Here is a 19,090-nt window from a genome sequence, read left to right on the forward strand (position 1 = left end):
CGTTCTTTTTAACGATGATAATATGTAAAACTATAAAATTAATTACCATGAATCAGATTGTAGTAGGAATGGGTGAGGCGCTTTGGGATTGCCTGCCCGAAGGAAAGAAAATCGGCGGTGCTCCGGCAAACTTTGCCTATCATGTATCACAATTCGGTTTTGACAGTCGTGTAGTCAGTGCAGTAGGCATTGATGCCGACGGTGATGAAATACTGGATGTTTTTGCGCAGAAAGGCTTGCGTACACAGATTGAGCGTGTACCTTATCCTACAGGTACGGTGCAGGTGACGCTCGATGCGGTGGGGGTGCCTTGTTATGAAATAAAGGAAGGGGTTGCATGGGACAATATACCTTTTACGGACGAGTTGAAACGTTTGGCCCTGAACACGCGCGCCGTATGTTTCGGCTCTTTGGCGCAGCGCAATGAGGCCAGCCGCATTACGATAAACCGTTTTCTCGATACCATGCCCGATGGTGCGGAACAGTTGAAGATATTCGATATCAACCTGCGTCAGGGATTTTATACCAAAGAGATTCTTTGTGACTCCATGCGCCGTTGCAACGTGTTAAAAATAAATGATGAAGAACTGGTGACAATCAGCCGTATATTCGGCTATCCGGGTATAGACTTGCAGGATAAATGCTGGATTCTTCTTGCCAAATACAATTTGAAAATGCTTATTCTTACTTGCGGCACGAACGGCAGCTATGTGTTTACTCCGGGAGTTGTATCTTTCCAGGAAACTCCGAGAGTGCCCGTTGCCGATACGGTAGGCGCAGGCGATTCGTTTACCGCCGCCTTTACTTCGGCTATTCTTAGCGGCAAACCGGTGCAGGAGGCTCATAAGCTGGCAGTGGAAGTTTCCGCTTATGTATGTACGCAGAGCGGGGCGATGCCGGAATTACCGCAAATATTGAAAGACAGAATATAATTTTTCTTATCTTTGCTCATCTGCAATCACTTAAACCAGCGAAAGAAGATGAGACGATATATTTACCTGTTACTGTTTGTTCTGTCGGTATGCGGCGGCATGGTGACTTCCTGTTCCCGGCATGAGGTACGTTTCCGTATCGGAGTGTCGCAATGCAGCGATGACGAGTGGCGTCACCAGATGAATAACGAGATGTTGCGTGAAGCTCTTTTCTACGATGGCGTAGAAGTGGAGATACGTACAGTGAAAGATGATAATGCCAGGCAGGCGGAGGATATCCGGCACTTTATAGAGGCGGGAGTGGATTTATTGATAGTCGCTCCCAATGAAGCCGAACCCATAACCCCGGTTGTAGAAGAAGCCTACGACCGGGGTATTCCCGTTATTGTGGTAGACCGCAGAATCCTTTCCGAAAAGTACACCGCTTATGTCGGTGCGGACAATTACGAAATAGGCAAGGCGATAGGCAGGTATGTATCCAATATGCTTCATGGGAAAGGTACGGTGGTGGAAATTGCGGGACTGGCGGGTTCTACTCCTGCCATAGACCGCCATGAAGGATTTATGAGCGTCATATCCGCTTGTCCGGACATCCGTCTGCTGGCAAAGGAAGACGGGGCTTGGCTGCGTTCGCGGGCGGAAGAAAGAATGGATACTTTGCTCGCCCGCTTTCCGGAAATTGATGTGGTCTATGCTCAAAACGACCGTATGGCTGCCGGCGCCTATGCAGCCGCCATGCGCCGGAAAAGGGAGAAGGGTATGCGCTTTGTCGGCACAGACGCCATCCCCGGCGAAGGCTATGGGGTGGAGCAAGTGCTTTCGGGCGAATTGGATGCGACATTTATCTATCCCACAGGCGGAGACCGTGTGATGCAGATTGCGATGGATATTCTGAATAAGCGTGACTTTCCCCGCGAAACGATTCTGAGCACTTCGGTGGTGGACCGTGATAATGCGCCCATCATGAAGATGCAGACTGCCCACATCAGTTCACTCGATGAGAAGATTGAAACCCTGAACGGGAAAATCAGCCGATACCTGGCACGCTATGCCACGCAGCAGGTTGTTCTGTACGGCAGTCTGCTGGTACTTCTGCTGGTTGTGGGATTGCTGGTTGCCGTTTATCTTTCCTTGCGTACAAAGAACCGGCTGAACCGTGAACTTTCCCGCCGGAAAGAGCAATTGGAGCAACAACGCGACCAACTGGAACAGCAGAAAAACCAGATGGAACAACTGTCGCGCGAGCTGGAGGCTGCCACGCATGCCAAGCTGGTGTTCTTTACCAACGTTTCCCATGATTTCCGTACACCGTTAACCCTGATTTCCGACCCTGTGGAGCAACTTCTTGCCGACCGTTCTATCAGCGGACAGTCACATCAACTGCTGGAGCTGATGAAGAAGAATGTACATATACTTCTGCGCCTCGTCAATCAGATTCTCGATTTCCGCAAGGTCGAGAACGGACGCATGGAACTGCATCTTGAACCGTTCGACTTGCTGGAGAGCTTCAAAGGGTGGAATGATTCGTTTCGTATGGCTCTGCTTAAGAAACATATCGCTTTCAGCTTTGAACCGGCTTCCGGAGTAGACTATCGCATGCTGGCGGATGCCGGGAAAATGGAACGTATCTACTTCAATCTTCTTTCCAATGCGGTGAAGTACACGCAGGAGAATGGAAAGATTGTGGTACGCCTCGAAGCGGAAGACAACCATTTCCGTTTGTCGGTATTCAATTCGGGCAGCTATATTTCTACCACTGATGTAGAGGCCATTTTTGAACGCTTCTATCAGGTAGACGGACATCAGGCCGGTACTGGTATCGGTCTTGCCCTGGTGCGTGCTTTTGTGGAAATGCATGGCGGCAATATCATGGCGCACAGTAATGAGAAAGGAACTACTTTCACCGTTATTCTTCCGAAGCGGGATACATCGCAGTATCATCCTGCCGTACCGGCATTGGCTGCCGATGAGAAAGAGATTTCGTCTACGTTGGTGGATGCGGAAATCCAGGCAGGGGATGAGGCTCTGGAAGAAGATTGCCCGATTGTGCTTGTCATTGATGATAATGCCGATATTCGCCATTATGTGAAGTCTTTGCTTGTTAAGGAATTCCGTGTGCTGGATGCGGCGGATGGGGCAACAGGCATTCGTCTTGCTATGAAATACGTGCCTGATGTGATTGTTTCCGATGTCATGATGCCCGGCATGGACGGGATAGAGTGCTGCCGTCGTCTGAAAGGGGAGTTGCAGACTTGCCATATTCCGGTTATCCTGCTTACTGCCTGCTCGCTCGACGAACAGCGTATTCAAGGCTATGACGGCGGAGCGGATTCTTACATATCCAAGCCTTTCAATTCGCAACTGCTGCTTTCGCGCATCAGAAATCTTATAGCCAACCACAAACAGCTGAAACAGTTTTTCGGTGATAACCAGTCGATAGAGAAAGAATCTGTCAGCGAACTTGACAAGGACTTCGTTACCCGCTTCAAGACTCTGGTGGGGGAGAAGATGAAAGATCCGGAACTGAATGTTGAGGATTTGGGCCGTGATATGGGGATGAGCCGTGTACAGCTTTACCGTAAACTGAAGTCGCTCACAAACTATTCCCCCAATGAACTGCTGCGCCGGATGCGTTTGAAGAAAGCCGCTTCCTTGCTTGCCGCCTCCGATATGACTGTGGCCGAGATTGCCTATGAGGTAGGTTTCTCGTCACCGTCTTATTTCACGAAATGCTATAAGGAGCAGTTCGGTGAGAGCCCCACGGATTTTCTGAAACGGAAAGGATAAAACATCCTCAGCTTATCCGGATAATAAACCAATCACAATATATTCATTCTTTCCTTTATAAATGAATAGAGACTGCATCCGGCTTGCGGAGCAGTCTCTATTTAAGTATTATTTCAATTCTTGAAATTATTCGGCAACTTCAGCGCCCCAGTTTTCTTTGGACAGACGCTTGTAGCTGTTGTAACGCCATTTAGCGTTTTCCTCGGCAGCCTTGAACAGCTCTTCGGCTTCCTGCGGATATTGTTTCATTACGGATGCGTAACGAACCTCACCTTTCAAGAAGTCCTGGAAGCCCGACCAATCCGGTTCTTTGCTATCCAGCGTGAACGGATTCTTGCCTTCAGCTTCCAGAGCCGGGTTGTAACGCCACAAGTGCCAGTAACCGCACTTAACGGCTTTCTCTTCTTCTGCCTGGCTCTTACCCATACCAGCCTTCAAACCGTGGTTGATACACGGAGCGTAAGCGATGATGAGTGACGGACCGGGATATGCCTCTGCTTCGCGGATAGCCTTCAAAGTCTGAGCCTGGTCGGCACCCATAGCGATTTGAGCAACATATACATAACCGTAAGTAGTAGCCATCAGACCGAGGTCTTTCTTGCGTACACGCTTACCGGCGGCAGCAAACTTGGCGATAGCGCCTACCGGAGTAGCCTTGGAAGACTGACCGCCTGTGTTGGAGTAAACCTCAGTATCCAGAACGAGGATGTTAACGTCCTTGCCGCTGGCGATTACGTGGTCGAGACCGCCGTAGCCGATGTCGTAAGAAGCACCGTCACCACCGATGATCCACTGGCTGCGTTTAACCAGGTATTGAGACAGACCGGCGATGGTCTTGCAGCAATCGCATTTGTCCTTGGCAGCTTCTACCATAGGAATGATCTTTTCAGCCAGTTCCTTAGTCTTGTCTGCATCGTACATGTTTTCAATCCAAGCCTGGAATACTTCCTTGTATTCAGCCGGAGTACCTTCTGCTGCGATAGCTTCTTCCATAGTCTTCACGATACGTGCGCGCATCTTTTCGTTAGCGAGCTCCATACCCAGACCGAATTCACAGAAGTCCTCGAACAGTGAGTTAGCCCAAGCAGGACCGTGACCCTTTTCGTTCTTGGTATAAGGAGTAGAAGGAACGGAACCTGAATAGATAGAAGAACATCCGGTAGCGTTGGCAACCATTTCGCGGTCACCGAACAACTGGGAAATCAGTTTCACATACGGAGTTTCACCGCAACCGGAGCAAGCGCCTGAGAACTCGAACAGCGGAGTTGCAAACTGAGAGTTCTTCACGTTAGCCTTGATGTCAACCAAGTGTTGTTTGCTCTTCACGTTTTCCACGCAGTAAGTCCAGTTGGCAGCTTCAGCCAGTTGGCTTTCAAGATGCTTCATGGTAAGAGCCTTGCCACCCTTCTTTGGGTTGCCCGGACAGATGTCGGCACAGTTACCGCAACCCAGACAGTCGAGAACGTCTACCTGCATACGGAATGTCATGCCTTCGAATGCCTTACCCACTGCTTTCAGTTGAGAGAACTCAGCACCCTTCTGCTCTTCAGCGTCGAGTACGAACGGACGGATAGAAGCGTGAGGACAAACGTAAGCACACTTGTTACACTGGATACAGTTTTCAGGATTCCATTCGGGAACGAAAGCTGCCACACCGCGTTTTTCGTACTTAGCCGTACCTTGTTCCCAAGTACCGTCTTCGATACCCTTGAATGCAGATACCTTCAGCAAGTCGCCGTCCTGTGCATTGATAGGACGAACCACTTCGTTGATGAATGCGGGGTCGTTGTTTTCTGCTTTGGCATCATCAGGCAGGTTAGCCCATGCCGGGTCGATAGCCAGAGTCTTGTATTCGCCGCCACGGTCTACGGCTGCGTAGTTCTTGTTTACTACGTCTTCACCCTTCTTGCCGTAAGACTTGACGATGAATTTCTTCATCTGCTCAACAGCCTGTTCTACAGGAATTACACCTGTGATACGGAAGAATGCAGACTGGAGAATGGTGTTGGTACGGTTGCCCAAACCGATTTCCTGTGCAATCTGAGTTGCGTTGATGTAGTAAACGGAGATATTGTTCTGTGCAAAGTATTTCTTTACTCTGTTAGGCAGGTTCTTAGCCAGCTCTTCACCTTCCCAGATGGTGTTCAGCAAGAATGAACCGTTCTTGCGCAGACCGCGGGTTACGTCGTACATGTGCAGGTAAGCCTGAACGTGGCAAGCCACAAAGTTCGGAGTGTTTACCAAGTATGTAGAACGGATCGGAGTGTCACCGAAGCGCAGGTGAGAGCAAGTGAAACCGCCTGATTTCTTGGAGTCGTAAGAGAAGTAAGCCTGGCAGTGCTTGTCGGTGTTGTCACCGATAATCTTAACCGAGTTCTTGTTGGCGCCTACTGTACCGTCGGCTCCCAAACCGTAGAACTTAGCCTCGAACATGCCTTCGCCGCCCAATGCGATTTCTTCTTCCTGAGGAAGAGAAGTGAAAGTAACGTCGTCCACAATACCGATAGTGAAGTGGTTCTTCGGCATCGGCATAGCCAGGTTCTTGTAAACTGCGATGATTTGTGCAGGAGTGGTATCCTTGGAACCCAGACCGTAACGGCCGCCTACGATAACCGGAGCGTTTTCCGTGCCGTAGAAGCAGTCTTTTACATCGAGGTACAACGGTTCGCCGTTAGCACCCGGTTCCTTCGTACGGTCGAGTACGGCAATCTTCTTGGCAGTCTTGGGAACGGCAGCCAGGAAGTGCTTGGCAGAGAACGGACGATACAAGTGAACGGCAACCAAACCAACCTTTTCGCCGTTGGCAACGAGGTAGTCGATGGCTTCACGGGCAGCTTCCGTTACAGAACCCATAGCGATGATTACGCGTTCTGCATCTTCTGCACCGTAGTAATCGAACAAACCGTACTTGCGGCCTGTGATTTTGGAAATCTCGTTCATGTATTCCTCTACGATAGCGGGAACAGCTTCGTAGTAGTTGTTGCAAGATTCGCGGTGTTGGAAGAAGTGGTCGGGGTTTTCGGCCATACCGCGGGCAACCGGGTTCATCGGGTTCAGTGCACGTGCACGGAATTCAGCCAATGCTTCCTGGTCGATAAGCGGAGCGAGGTCTTCGTTCTCCAGCATTTCAATCTTCTGGATTTCGTGAGAAGTACGGAAACCGTCGAAGAAGTTAACGAACGGTACGCGGCTCTTGATAGTAGAAAGGTGAGCGACACCCGCCAGGTCCATAACTTCCTGTACGGAACCTTCGGCCAACATGGCGAAACCTGTCTGACGTGCAGACATTACGTCCTGGTGGTCACCGAAGATACACAGCGCATGGCTTGCCAAAGTACGTGCGGATACGTGGAACACGCAAGGCAGGAATTCACCGGCAATCTTGTACATGTTCGGTATCATCAGCAACAGACCTTGTGAAGCGGTGTACGTTGTAGTCAGCGCACCGGCTTGCAAAGAACCGTGAACGGCGCCGGCAGCACCGCCTTCGGATTGCATTTCCTGTACCAATACTGTTTCGCCGAAGATGTTTTTACGACCTGCGGCAGCCCATTCGTCTACGTATTCAGCCATCGTAGAAGAGGGTGTGATAGGATAGATGGCAGCTACTTCCGAGAACATATACGAGATATGTGCAGCAGCCTGGTTACCATCACAAGTAATGAATTTCTTCTGTTTAGTCATAACTAAATTGAATTTATTAAGTAAAAAAAACTCTTTGTCTGTAAATCTAATACAGGAAGCCGAACAGCCAGAGAGGTATCTGATTGCCCCGGCCTATCTCTGCCTTGTGCAATGCGTACGTCACTCCCGGATTGTTCTTGATCCTCATGCCTTCCTGACAAATCTTGAAAGGCATCACTTCGTCCACCATGAACGAAATGTTCTTGTCGCCTTTGTTCACTTTGTGGTCTTTCCACATGGTGTTTACAAAGAACGTTTCCAGCACATCCTGCTCTTCCACCTTTACGGGGTAGATGGAGTACATCAGGTTGGAATTGTGCATCATTATCTTCGACGGCTTTTTGGGGAATTCTTCTCCTTTGGGATATACCATGTTGATAAGCCGTGCATCTGCCAGATACTTGATGTAGTTCATCACCGTAGCTCTGGATGTCTGTATATCGTTGGCCAATTGGCTCACATTAGGCGCTTTCGGGCCGTCCACCGCCAACAAATATAGTAATTTTTTTATCTTTGACAGATATTTCAGCTCTATTTGTTTGATGAGCAGGATGTCCACTTCCACCATCATGTTCATCGTCTTCAGCAGATTCTCCGAGAAATTGCGCTTCTCGAGGAAAAAGGGGTAGAAGCCGTGGTGCATATAGTCTTGAAAATAGTCCAGCGGGCGTACTTTGGACAGAATGCCTTTGGCTATCTGTTCGTGGTTGCTCAGGATTTCTTCCAGTGAGTAGGCGTGGAACTTCATGTCGGTCTGCAGGTTCAGATACTCACGGAAGGAGAAACCGCGCAGGTTATAACTTTTCGCAATGTCGCGCAACTCCAGATTTTCCTCTTTCAGGCGCATCACGGACGAGCCGGTGAATACAATCTTCAGATTGGGAAAACGGTCGTAGCACAGGCGCAGCTCCTTGCTCCAGTCGGGGTGCTTGAACACCTGGTCTATCAACAATACCTTTCCGCCGCGGCGCTGGAATTCGTAAGCGAAGTCCACCAGGCTGTGACCGGAGAAGTAAAAGTTGTTCATGTTGATAAAGAGGCAGGAGCGGTCGGTACCGAATTTCTCTTTGGCATATTGCAGCAGGAATGTGGTCTTGCCTACGCCTCGGGTGCCTTTGATACCGATAAGACGGTCGTTCCAGTCAATCTCATCCATGAGGTCGCGGCGAACGGGGGCATTTGTATGCTCTACCAGATAAGCGTGTGTTCGGTAAAATGCTTCCATGCTTTAAATTCGGTTTATCGGGCGACAAATATACGCCTTTTTTATAGAATTGCAAAGTAGAGATAGCAAAATATCTTATTTCATAGTTAAGTTTTATATATTTGTATGCTGTTCTTTTTCTCTGTAAGTTTGCAGTTCCGAATAATTATGAACTATAATCGATGGAACTATATCTTTTCAATCCGGATTCAGACCTTGCGCTTGCCAATAACGAAGCGAACTACATAGCCCCGGCTTCCGCCCGCCGTATGGCGCAGGACATGGCTTTGCTGCCGATATGGTATGCCGCTCCGGGCAGTGCGGTACTGGCGCCTTCCGCTTACAATGCGGATTTCTTGAAGCGGATGCGGGAACTCTTCGGGTTGCAGGTGCAACTGGTCACCGAGCCTGAGTTGCCCGATTATGCCGAAGCCCGAATTGTGCCGTGGGGCTGGAATCCTGCCATCCGCAGGTTCTTTCTGAAAGGGGGAGTTCGTGAAGACAGACTGCCTTCTCCCCGGCTTCTTGCGGAATACAGGCTGCTCTCTTCCCGTCTGCAGGCTGTGGCGGTGACCCGGCGCATGACGGACCGCTATCCCGAATGCACCTGCGGCGAACATACGCTCCTAAACAATATTGCGGATTGTGAACGCACGGTGAATGCAATGCACGCCTGCCTGCTCAAAGTACCCTGGTCGGGTAGCGGAAAGGGGCTGAACTGGTGTCTGCATGGGTTTACGAAGCCCGTCTCCAATTGGTGTGAACGGGTTTTGAGAGAGCAGGGGTGTCTTACGGCAGAACCCATATATAATAAGGTGAAGGATTTTGCCCTTGAGTTCTATTCGGACGGACAGGGCGAAGTGCGCTTTGCGGGCTATTCCGTGTTCTCCACCAATGAGCATGGCGCCTATACGGGCAATCTGCTTGCATCGGACGGACAGATAGAGGAAAGTATCGCATGCTGTCTGCCCCTTGAGAAGTTGACGGGTATACGCGAAGCGCTGCGTGCGGAATTGGCCTCAATCTATGGGAACACGTATACCGGTTATCTGGGAGTGGATATGATGGTTTGCCGGTCAGACAAGGAGAACGGATATCGTGTACATCCTTGCGTGGAGATAAATATGCGTATGAATATGGGTGTTGTAGCCCGCTTGTTTTACGACAGGTTTGTGGCTCCCGGCAGTAAGGGATGTTTTGCTGTTGAATACGTTCCCGATAATGAAACATTGCGTGCACGGCACGAACAGGATATGCACGATTATCCGTTAATGGTGGAGCAGGGCAGACTTGCTTCCGGTTATTTGCCGTTAGTGCCCGTTACGGGTAAAAGCTGTTACAGAGCGTATGTCCGGATATGATTCTTGCTGTTGATGCATATTTCAAGTGGCTGGTACCTGATGTACCTGCCGCTTGGTACGTCAAGTACCTTACTAAGGTACACGTCCTACCATGGTAAGAAACACGTCGTACCACAGTCAGGTACGAGACGTACCAAATGAGGAATTCTTTTGGTACATGCATCCTTTTGACTATAAACGCATTGCCTTTGTGTTTCCTATTGGCAGATGGGACTTTCGTTGCCGCAACGGTCTACGGCGGTAACTGCAAAGTATTTCCGGGTGTTCCAGGGGCGGATAGGGGCATATATGTATTCGGTTCCCTGTATGCGTTGCGCCAGTATATTTTCCGGGTTGGCGGTATCTACGGGATACGTATCGGAACCGTAGACTACATAGGTCGGCGCATTCCGTTTATCGTTGTCAGTGGCGGCTTGCCAGGTGATTTTCCAGTATCCGTCGGCCAGCTTCCCGACGTTGAGTTGCGTGGGGGCGGTTGGCGGCACATTGTCTATCCACGGCATGGCGGGTTGCATGGCGGGGGCGGTATAGTAGTTCTCTTGAAGTATGTCATACAACCCCTGCGTATTGTCCATAAGGTACTTCACGCGGTAGTGGCCTTCGCCCGCCAGGCCGTGTGCACGGGTGAAGTTTATCTGCCGTTCCACTTCGTCCACAGTCCAGTTGCCTTCGCCGGGGTCGAGGAAGTAGATGCCCAGTCCGGGAATAATCTGCCGGCCGTTGCTTTGCTCCTGCCAGTCGAGGGCGAAAGGATAGAAGCCGTTGCCGCGGAAGTACATCATAGGATATATCTGGTCCTGTATGCCTTCGCCCAGCCAGCCTTGTACGTCCTGATAGACGGTGTGGAACGCATTCCAGCCGCGCGACGGATAGCGGGCGGTGTCGCGGTACTTACCCACGGGGCAGGTGCTCACCTTTACCCAGGGCTTCAGCGCCTTGACGCCTTTATAGAGATAACGGACTATTTCCGTGATATTGTCACGCCGCCATTGCGCGAGGTCGCGTCCGTTGCCGTACTTCTTATAGGTATAGCTGTCGGAGAAGCGCAGGGCATGTTCGGGGTAGCGCAGGTAATCGAAATGCACGCCGTCCACATCGTAACGTTCCACGACTTCGCGGACAAGGCTCATCAGGTATTCTTTGGTCTGCGGATGTCCGGGATTGAGGAAATACTCGCGTTTATAAGGTACGCAGATAGCGGGTTTGCGTTTGGTGACCGATGCCTTGCCGAGGGCGGCGACATGCTTGCGGTTGCCTAAAGGAATGGTCACCATCCAGGCGTGGCATTCCATACCGCGTTTGTGGCATTCGGCTACGGCAAAGGCAAGCGGGTCGTAGCCGGGGTTGCCGTCGGTTTTTCCTGTCAGGATGGAGTTATAAGGCTCGATGGACGATTTGTAGAGCACATCGCCCCGCGTACGGGTCTGAAACAGTACGGTGTTGAAGTTGGCGGCTTTCAGTTTGTCCAGTATCTCTACGAGTTCGTCCTGCTGCTTGCGGATGCTCTCGGGCGTGGTGGCGCGGGTGCGGGGCCAATCCAGTCCGTAGACGGCGGTGACCCATGCGGCACGTACCTCGTGCTTGGGCGGCCGCTGGGCGGCAAGGGGAAGAAGACAGAAGATATATAATAGTATAAGGCTTGATTTCTTCATGTTGCTGTCTTGTTTTCGGTAAATGATGATTTCTCCTCTACGGTGAAACAAATTCCTTTTTACTTCTTTATTTCTGTTATATTTCACGGCGAAGATACGTAAATCACCTGATAAAATTGCGTAGTTTAGTTAGAAACCGTTACATTTGCATACATAAAATACATTATTAACACTTGCTGTATATTAAACATTAGCACGCCATGATTACATTTACGCTCTGCCTGCTGGCGTTGGTTGCAGGTTATTTCATCTACGGACGCTTTATAGAACACGTATTCGGACCGGACGACCGCAAGACTCCTGCTATTACCAAAGCCGACGGGGTGGACTATATCCCGCTGCCTACGTGGAAAATCTTTATGATACAGTTCCTGAATATCGCAGGCCTGGGACCTATCTTCGGTGCAATCATGGGAGCGAAATTCGGTTCGGCATCCTATCTGTGGATAGTGTTCGGAAGTATTTTTGCCGGAGCGGTGCACGACTATTTTGCAGGAATGCTTTCGTTGCGCAACGGGGGCGAGAGCCTGCCGGAGATTATAGGCCGTTATCTGGGCGTGACTACCAAGCAGGTGATGCGCGGATTTACCGTTGTCCTGATGATACTTGTGGGAGCCGTGTTTGTGGCAGGCCCTGCCGGACTGCTTGCCAGCCTGACGCCGGAAACGCTGGACACTGTTTTCTGGATTGTGGTGGTCTTTATCTATTATATACTTGCCACCTTGCTGCCGGTGGATAAGATTATCGGCAAGATATATCCGCTGTTTGCCATTGCGCTGCTGTTTATGGCGGTGGGCATTTTGGTTATGCTCTACGTGAAGCATCCGGTATTGCCGGAAGTATGGGACGGATTGCAGAATACCCATCCCAACGCTTCGGCGCTGCCTGTATTTCCCATTATGTTTGTCAGCATCGCGTGCGGGGCTATCAGCGGTTTTCATGCCACGCAAAGCCCCTTGATGGCACGCTGCATGATGAGCGAGCGCCATGGACGTCCTATATTCTACGGAGCCATGATTACCGAAGGCATCGTGGCCCTTATCTGGGCTGCCGCCGCTACTTGCTTCTTCCATGAAAACGGAATGGCGGAGACGAATGCCGCCGTCATTGTGGATGCCATTACGAAAGACTGGCTGGGAACAATCGGAGGCGTACTGGCTATACTGGGTGTGATTGCAGCCCCCATTACCAGCGGCGATACCGCTTTCCGTTCGGCACGGCTTATCGTTGCAGATTTCCTGGGGATGGAACAAAAAACGATGCGCCGCCGTTTATATATCTGCATACCGATGTTTTTGGCTGCTATCGGACTGTTGCTGTACAGCCTGCGCGATAAGGACGGTTTCGATATGATATGGCGTTACTTTGCATGGGCCAATCAGACCTTGTCCGTCTTTACCCTATGGGCTGTCACAGTGTATCTGGTGCGTGCGAGGAAGTTGTATTTCCTGACGTTGATACCTGCCCTTTTCATGACCTGCGTCTGTACAACGTATATCTGTATAGCGCCCGAAGGTTTCGGCCTGTCGCATCCGGCATCCTACGGCATAGGAGCAGCCGGTGTGGCGATAGCTCTAGTATGGTTCGTGCTATGGAAGAAAAGACAAACAGACTAAAAAACTCTTAAACCGATGAAGAAACTCAAGAAATCTACCGGGCTGACCGTAGCCCTGCTTATTTATGTTTCTGCCACCGCGGCGTATTTCCTGCCGCGCAATACGGAAATTAGCAATACGGAGAAATATGTAACCGTAATCGCTTCGTATGTCATCGTACTGGCGTTGTGGCTGGTGCTGCGCAAAAAAGAGGAGTTGCAGCGTAAGCGCCGTGAAGAAGATAAAATAGAACGAAAATAATTATTCACTTAAAAACGAAAACAAGATGAGAAGACTTGCATTAATCGTATGCCTGCTTATTGGCACAGTGGCTGCCCATGCGCAGTTTGAAAAAGGAAAGTGGTTCGTCAACCCTTCCGTTACCGGGCTTAATTTTTCCTACAATACGGAAACGGATAAGGCTCATTTCGGTCTTGAGGTCAAGGGCGGTGCTTTTTTAATCGATAACGTGGCTTTGCTGCTGGATGCCGGCGCTACATGGCAAGGCGGCGGAACGGATGTCTATACGTTGGGTGTGGGCGGACGTTACTATTTCAACAAAATTGGTGTATTTCTGGGAGCTGATGTAAACTTGAACCGTTACAACTGGGACGGTGGCGATAAAACCCGTTTCGGTTTCGGCATGGAGGGCGGTTATGCTTTCTTCCTGTCGCGTACGGTCACTATCGAGCCTGCCGTTTATTGGGATATAAATAAAGACCGTTCGGAGTTCGGTCTGAAAGTGGGATTCGGTTTCTACTTCTAAAAAAGAAAAAGCTCTTTTTGCACAATATCTGATTTCGTCTCCTAAGATGGTTTGTTTCGTCTTAGGAGACGATTTTTTGTTTCGTGGGATGAAAAAACATCCCGTAAGACGGATTAATCTATCTTACGGGATGTTTCTGACGGAATTGTACGTTTGGTTATTGTAGTTTTTCTCTTAGGAACTGCCCTGTGTAGCTTGCCGCACATGCCGCCACTTCTTCCGGTGTACCGGTTGCCACGATATAGCCGCCTTTGTCTCCGCCTTCGGGGCCGAGGTCTATAACATGGTCGGCACACTTCACTACGTCCATATTATGCTCGATGATAACGATGGAATGGCCGCGGCGTATCAGTGCATCAAAGGCTTCCAGCAGTTTGCGGATGTCGTGGAAGTGCAGGCCGGTGGTAGGCTCGTCGAAGATGAATAGCGTAGGGTCGGCTTTCTCCATACTGAGGTAGTAGGCCAGTTTTACGCGCTGGTTCTCACCGCCGGAGAGGGTAGAGGACGACTGACCGAGTTTGATATATCCCAGCCCCACATCTTGCAGCGGTTGCAGGCGTTTCACGATTTTCTTCTGTCCGTGTGCGGTGAAGAATTCAATGGCTTGGTTAACGGTCATTTCCAGTACATCGTAGATATTGACATCATGGAATTTCACTTCCAGCGTATCTGCCTTGAAGCGTTTGCCGTGGCAGGATTCGCACTCCAGCACAAGGTCCGCCATGAACTGCATCTCTACGGTGATGGTTCCTTCGCCCTTGCACTCCTCGCAACGGCCGCCTTCACTGTTGAAGCTGAAATGGCCGGCGGTATAGCCCATTTGTTTGGCGAGGGGTTGCTCTGCCCAAAGTTTGCGTATTTCGTCGTAGGCCTTTATGTAGGTTACGGGGTTGGAACGCGAGGACTTGCCGATGGGGTTCTGGTCTACAAACTCTACGTTGCGCAGATTTCGCAGGTCTCCGCTGATAGAGGCAAACTCGCCCGGTCGGTCGGTGCATTCGTCCAGTTCGCGTTTGAGGGCGCGGAAGAAGATATCGCGTACCAGTGTGCTTTTGCCGGAACCCGATACGCCGGTGACTACGGTCATTACATTGAGCGGAAAGCGTACGTCCACGCCTTTCAGATTGTTCTCGCGGGCGCCTGTGATTTCAATATACTGGTTCCACGGGCGACGGCTTTCGGGCACGGGAATGGTTTCCTCGCCCAGAAGATAACGCACGGTGTAGCTGTTGCTGTCTTTTTGCAAATCCTTCATGTCTCCTTGGTAGACAACCTCGCCGCCCAGACGTCCGGCCTTGGGACCGATGTCGATGATATAATCGGCGGCCCGGATGATTTCTTCGTCATGTTCCACCACGACCACCGTATTGCCCAACTGTTGCAGTTGGCGCAAGACGTGTATCAGCTTGTCCGTGTCGCGGCTGTGAAGTCCGATGCTCGGTTCGTCCAGAATGTAGAGACTGCCCACAAGACTGCTTCCCAGGGAAGTTGCCAGATTGATACGCTGGCTTTCACCGCCGGACAGCGAATTGCTGAGGCGGTTCAGGGTGAGGTATCCCAAGCCTACATCCAGCAGGAAGCGAATGCGGTTGTTGATTTCTATAAGGATGCGGCGGGCAATGTCGGCATCATGCTTGTCCAGCTTCAGGTTGTCGAAGAACACTTTCAGTTCGGTAATGGGCAGGTCTACCAGTTCGGAGATGCTGCGTCCGCCCACCCGTACATAACCGGCTTCGGGCTTCAGCCTCGTACCGTGGCATTTGGGACAAAGGGTTTTGCCGCGATAACGCGCCAGCATAACGCGGTATTGTATCTTGTACTGGTTTTCCTGCAACATTTTAAAGAAAGCATTGATACCCTCGAAGTAGCGGGTTCCGTCCCACAGCATGCGGCGTTGTTCGTTTGTCAACTGGTAGTAGGGAGTGAAAATGGGGAATCCGGCTTTCTCCGCACCGCGTATCACCATGTCTTTCCATTCGCCCATTTTCTCGCCGCGCCAGCACACCACGGCGCCGTCGTATACGGAAAGGGAGCGGTTGGGGATGACGAGATGTTCGTCGATGCCCACGACACGTCCGAAGCCTTCGCATTCCGGACATGCGCCGATGGGGGAGTTGAACGAGAACATCTGGTCGTTGGGCTCTTCAAACGTGATGCCGTCCGCCTCGAACTTGGTACTGAAACGGTACAGGCTGGTAGTGCCGTCCGGTTGGTAGAAACGCAGCAGGCAGGCTCCGTCACCCTCGTACATGGCGGTTTCGGCGGAGTCGGTGAGGCGGCTGACGGCATCTTTCTCGCCGGAAACCGTCATGCGGTCTACCAATAGGAATACGGTGTCACCGTCTTTAGGCTGATACTCGTCAATGCGCACCATTTCTCCGTTCACTTCCAGTCGGTTGAACCCTTGCTTCAAGTCTATTTCCAGTTGCTGCTGCAAAGTACGTCCTTCGCGGAGCAATATCGGGGTGAGCACGGTATAGCGTGTTCCCTCAGGTTGCCGGAGCATGCAGTTCACGATGTCCTCGGTGGAGTGTTTCTTTACCTCCTGTCCGCTGACCGGACTGAAAGTCCGTCCCACACGGGCATAGAGCAGGCGCAGGTATTCGTAGATTTCGGTAGAAGTGCCTACGGTGGAACGGGGATTGCGGCTGCTTACTTTCTGCTCAATGGCAATGGCAGGGGGGATACCCTTGATGAAATCGCATTCGGGCTTACTCATACGTCCCAAAAACTGGCGGGCGTAACTGCTGAGGCTTTCCACATAGCGCCGTTGCCCCTCGGCATAGAGTGTATCGAATGCGAGCGAGGACTTGCCGGAACCGGACAGTCCGGTTATGACGACCAGTTTGTTGCGGGGAATTTCCACATCAATATTTTTCAGATTATTGACGCGTGCCCCCTTTATGATGATAGATGTATTTTTTGCCATAAGACGATTGAAAATGAATTGAGTTGCAAAGATAATCATTATCTTTGCGACACAATATTTAAAAAGAATAAAATGAAAGTGAGAAATCTCCTCTTGTTACTGGCTTTCTGCTGCCTTTCACTGGCTGTACAGGCACAGTTCGTATCCACATCTGCACATCCTAAACGTGAATTTCGTGCTGCATGGATTCAGGCGGTAAACGGACAGTTCCGTGGCATACCGACCGACCGGTTGAAGCAAATCTTGATAAATCAGTTGAACTCCCTGCAAGGTGCAGGTATCAATGCCATTATTTTTCAGGTGCGTCCCGAAGCCGATGCGTTGTATGCTTCGCAGTACGAACCGTGGAGCCGTTTCCTGACAGGTGTGCAGGGCAAAGCCCCGGAACCTTATTGGGACCCTATGCAGTTTATGATTGAGGAGTGCCACAAGCGGAGCATGGAGTTTCATGCCTGGATTAATCCGTATCGGGTAAAGACTTCGTTGAAGAACGAGCTTTCGCCTATCCATATTTATAATTCGCATCCGGAGTGGTTCGTGACGTATGGCGACCAGCTTTACTTCGATCCTGCGCTTCCCGAAAGCCGCAATCATATCTGTAAGGTGATAACCGACATCGTGTCGCGCTATGATGTGGATGCCATTCACATGGACGATTATTTCTATCCCTATCCTATCAAGGGAAAGGATTTCCCGGATGATGCCAGCTTTGCACGCTATGGCGGCGGTTTCAGCAATAAGGCGGACTGGCGCCGCAGTAATGTGAATATTCTCATTCAGAAAATACATGAGACGGTTCGCGGACTGAAACCCTGGGTGAAGTTCGGCGTGAGTCCTTTCGGTATCTACCGCAATCAGAGCAGCGACCCGCTGGGCAGCGCCACAAACGGTTTGCAGAATTATGATGATTTGTATGCCGACGTACTTCTGTGGGCACGCAAAGGCTGGATTGATTATAACATACCGCAAGTGTATTGGCAGATAGGACATCCGGCTGCCGACTATGAAACTTTGGTGAAGTGGTGGGCAAAGCATACGGAGAACCGTCCTTTGTTTATCGGACAGTCTGTAATGAATACGGTACAGAATGCCGACCCGAAGAATCCGTCCGTCAATCAGCTTCCCCGCAAGATGGCTTTGCAGCGGGCATATCAGACAATCGGCGGCAGTTGCCAATGGCCTGCCAGCGCAGTAGTGGAGAATGCCGGCAAATACCGCGATGCGCTGGTTGCCGAGTACCATAAGTATCCGGCTTTGCCACCCGTATTTGACTTTATGGACAATGAAGCCCCGGATAAGGTGCGCAAGGTAAAACCGGTGTGGACTGCCGACGGTTACATCCTTTTCTGGACTGCTCCGAAGTTCAAGGATGAAATGAACCGTCCGGTACAGTATGTTGTCTACCGTTTTGCTTCGAAAGAGAAGGTGGACATCGACGACCCTTCGCACATTGTGGCTGTTACGCGCAATACTTTCTATAAGTTGCCTTATGAGGATGGCAAGACGAAGTACCGTTATGTAGTTACGGCGCTCGACCGCCTGCACAACGAATCCAAGTCTGTAAGCAAGAAAGTGAAGCTGTAGGAATCAACTGCCAACTATCAATAAAGTATCAGCCCTGCTATTCCGCATACTATAATCATCAGTATGGGGTTGACCTTATATTTTCTTGTTCCGATGAAAGCTGCAAGGAAGATGATGATACTGATGATGAAAGAGTACATATCTTCCTGAGGCGAACTGAAGTTCTCCGTGTTCATCAGTACCAGCGCAGCCGATGCCAGCAGTCCTACTACCGCCGGGCGAAGTCCGCTGAATACGGCTTCTACTGCCGGGTGCTTCTGATATTTCAGAAAGAATTTGCTGATGGTGAGCATCAGGATGAACGAAGGCAGCACTACGGCGAAAGTGGCTATGCAAGACCCAAGCACTCCCATGCTCGTGCCGTATTGTTCGGCTATCGTGGAATAGCCTACATAGGTTGCCGAATTGATGCCGATAGGACCGGGAGTCATCTGGCTGATTGCTACGATGTCGGTAAACTCCTGTGGTGTGAGCCAGCCGTAACGGGTGACTACCTCACCTTGTATCATGGACAGCATGGCGTATCCGCCGCCAAAACCGAACAGGCCGATTTTAAAGAATGTGTAGAATAGATGGAGGAAAAGCATGATGTAGTG

General features: G+C 50.6%; 12 protein-coding genes. 7 read left to right on the forward strand and 5 right to left on the reverse strand.

The window, feature by feature from the left end:
• Nucleotides 1-47: 47 nt before the first annotated feature.
• Nucleotides 48-932 carry a carbohydrate kinase family protein gene (locus tag NQ565_RS07220; protein WP_016661457.1) on the forward strand — a complete coding sequence of 295 codons (885 nt, stop codon included), beginning with the start codon at nt 48-50 and terminating at the stop codon, nt 930-932.
• 48 nt (nt 933-980) lie between these two features.
• On the forward strand, nt 981-3,719 hold the full coding sequence (locus NQ565_RS07225) for a hybrid sensor histidine kinase/response regulator transcription factor (protein WP_074713719.1): 2,739 nt from the start codon (nt 981-983) through the stop codon (nt 3,717-3,719).
• 126 nt (nt 3,720-3,845) lie between these two features.
• On the opposite strand, the gene nifJ is transcribed toward NQ565_RS07225, so the two are convergent.
• Both nifJ and NQ565_RS07235 read right to left on the reverse strand, forming a co-directional pair.
• Nucleotides 3,846-7,403: a pyruvate:ferredoxin (flavodoxin) oxidoreductase gene (gene nifJ / locus NQ565_RS07230; protein WP_005657749.1), complete on the reverse strand. Its 3,558-nt coding sequence runs from the start codon at nt 7,401-7,403 to the stop codon at nt 3,846-3,848.
• Between the two features lie 46 nt (nt 7,404-7,449).
• On the reverse strand, nt 7,450-8,628 hold the full coding sequence (locus NQ565_RS07235) for an ATP-binding protein (RefSeq protein WP_016661454.1): 1,179 nt from the start codon (nt 8,626-8,628) through the stop codon (nt 7,450-7,452).
• Between the two features lie 161 nt (nt 8,629-8,789).
• Between NQ565_RS07235 and NQ565_RS07240 the strand changes: the two genes are divergently transcribed.
• Nucleotides 8,790-9,968: a hypothetical protein gene (locus NQ565_RS07240; RefSeq protein WP_005657745.1), complete on the forward strand. Its 1,179-nt coding sequence runs from the start codon at nt 8,790-8,792 to the stop codon at nt 9,966-9,968.
• A 197-nt stretch (nt 9,969-10,165) separates the two neighbouring features.
• On the opposite strand, the gene NQ565_RS07245 is transcribed toward NQ565_RS07240, so the two are convergent.
• Complete coding sequence (locus NQ565_RS07245; RefSeq protein ID WP_050759570.1) at nt 10,166-11,620, reverse strand: glycoside hydrolase family 10 protein; 1,455 nt, start codon at nt 11,618-11,620, stop codon at nt 10,166-10,168.
• Between the two features lie 200 nt (nt 11,621-11,820).
• Between NQ565_RS07245 and NQ565_RS07250 the strand changes: the two genes are divergently transcribed.
• The 3 genes from NQ565_RS07250 to NQ565_RS07260 are packed head-to-tail and all read left to right on the forward strand — an operon-like array spanning nt 11,821 to nt 13,981.
• Nucleotides 11,821-13,236 (forward strand): carbon starvation CstA family protein, encoded by a 1,416-nt coding sequence (locus NQ565_RS07250; protein ID WP_005657741.1) that lies wholly within the window; start codon nt 11,821-11,823, stop codon nt 13,234-13,236.
• A 15-nt stretch (nt 13,237-13,251) separates the two neighbouring features.
• Entirely contained in the window at nt 13,252-13,476 is a 225-nt protein-coding gene (locus tag NQ565_RS07255; RefSeq protein ID WP_005657740.1) for a hypothetical protein, read from the forward strand.
• 25 nt (nt 13,477-13,501) lie between these two features.
• The gene (locus tag NQ565_RS07260) at nt 13,502-13,981 is read left to right on the forward strand and encodes a hypothetical protein (RefSeq protein WP_005657737.1); all 480 of its coding nucleotides are present in this window, start codon (nt 13,502-13,504) and stop codon (nt 13,979-13,981) included.
• A 157-nt stretch (nt 13,982-14,138) separates the two neighbouring features.
• Here the strand turns inward: NQ565_RS07260 and uvrA are convergent, their stop codons facing one another.
• Nucleotides 14,139-16,910 carry an excinuclease ABC subunit UvrA gene (gene uvrA / locus NQ565_RS07265; RefSeq protein WP_040316290.1) on the reverse strand — a complete coding sequence of 924 codons (2,772 nt, stop codon included), beginning with the start codon at nt 16,908-16,910 and terminating at the stop codon, nt 14,139-14,141.
• Between the two features lie 72 nt (nt 16,911-16,982).
• Between uvrA and NQ565_RS07270 the strand changes: the two genes are divergently transcribed.
• Entirely contained in the window at nt 16,983-18,494 is a 1,512-nt protein-coding gene (locus NQ565_RS07270) for a glycoside hydrolase family 10 protein (protein WP_016661450.1), read from the forward strand.
• 17 nt (nt 18,495-18,511) lie between these two features.
• On the opposite strand, the gene NQ565_RS07275 is transcribed toward NQ565_RS07270, so the two are convergent.
• Nucleotides 18,512-19,081, reverse strand: coding sequence for a chromate transporter (locus tag NQ565_RS07275; RefSeq protein WP_005657727.1), 570 nt, complete (start codon nt 19,079-19,081; stop codon nt 18,512-18,514).
• Between the last annotated feature and the right edge of the window lie 9 nt (nt 19,082-19,090).

Source organism: Bacteroides stercoris ATCC 43183 (assembly GCF_025147325.1).
GTDB lineage: Bacteria > Bacteroidota > Bacteroidia > Bacteroidales > Bacteroidaceae > Bacteroides > Bacteroides stercoris.